Below are 1,196 nucleotides of genomic sequence, written 5' to 3'. Positions count from 1 at the left end.
TTTCAATACCGGTGTTTCGGGAAGCATTAATTCTCGCCTGAGTTATAACGCATCCATCAGTCAGTCACGCAACACCACGGGAAGCGCGATTTCAGCTTCTTATCTGTTTGATGAGGTTCAAACCTCGGCCAGCTATTCGCAAACGGGGAGCTCGTCCAGCTCTTCCTTCCAGGTTGGCGGAAGTGTTATCGGACTGCCAGATGCAGGTATTCTTTTTACGCCAGTGAAAAATGATGAAATTGCCGTTGTACAAATGGAAGATGTTCCAGGCGTCAGATTTAATGGTTCCATGCCTGGCGATAAAAAAGGGCGCGCTGTCATACCGTTAACCGCGTATAACAATAATACCATCACCGTCAATGCGGATAACTTGCCACAGAGCGTTGAGTTAACAGAAAACGCAATCAATGTGACGCCGACGGAAAACGCGATTATCTATAAGAAAGTGAAATACAGAAAAATTAACACGTATATCGTAAAAGTCATCAGCAGTAATGGTTTTGTTATTCCAATGGGAAGCATCGCTAAAAATGCAGAAAATCAGGAAATTGGTTACGTCAACAACGGCGGGATTCTGTTAATGAATCTTGAAGATAAAGATGAAGGGATCATTTCTGTTGGTGATTGCAAATTCGATTCACGATCGCTGCAGAAAGATATGGGTAAAGTACAGGAGATTAAGTGTGGCTAAGAACAATAAACTGAGAAAGTTTTTCATTTCTGCATCACTGTTGTTATTTACAGCATCAAGTCATGCGGCGTTTGTCCTTAACAGCACACGTTATGTGTTTGATGAAAAAAGAGAGAATATCTCTGTACAGGTTGATAACCAGTCTACTCAGGAATATGGCGGACAGATATGGATTGAAAACCAGGACCAAAACGACAAGAACGTCTATTTTGTACCCAGCCCCACGTTCTTTAAAGTGGCCGATCAGCACAAACAGATCCTGCGTATCCTGAAAATTAATGATGCGCTACCAAAAGATAAAGAATCGCTTTTCTGGATCAACATCCAAGAGATACCCAAAGCACCAAAAGACGGCGTGAATGCATTATCCATTGCGCTACATACTCAGGTCAAAATGTTTTATCGGCCTGATGCCCTGAAAGAGAAAAGGGAAAACGCCGAACAGAATATTAAAATGATAAGCAGTGAGGACAATACCGTTCTCTGGAACGACACCCCTTATTAT

2 protein-coding genes are annotated in these 1,196 nt (G+C 42.2%); both read left to right on the top strand.

The window, feature by feature from the left end; genetic code table 11:
• The coding region (locus KQJ19_RS23670) for a fimbria/pilus outer membrane usher protein (protein ID WP_216404281.1) at positions 1-691 on the top strand (691 nt) is incomplete at its 5' end.
• A partial coding sequence (locus tag KQJ19_RS23665) for a fimbrial chaperone (protein ID WP_216404280.1) occupies positions 684-1,196 on the top strand: 513 nt, incomplete at its 3' end. The genes KQJ19_RS23670 and KQJ19_RS23665, both read left to right, overlap by 8 nt.

The organism is Citrobacter sp. S46_ASV_140 (genome assembly GCF_018919545.1).
In the GTDB taxonomy this organism is placed as follows: domain Bacteria; phylum Pseudomonadota; class Gammaproteobacteria; order Enterobacterales; family Enterobacteriaceae; genus Citrobacter; species Citrobacter braakii.
Note: the sequence above shows the minus strand (reverse complement) of the source record. Positions and strands in the feature narration are given on the sequence as shown.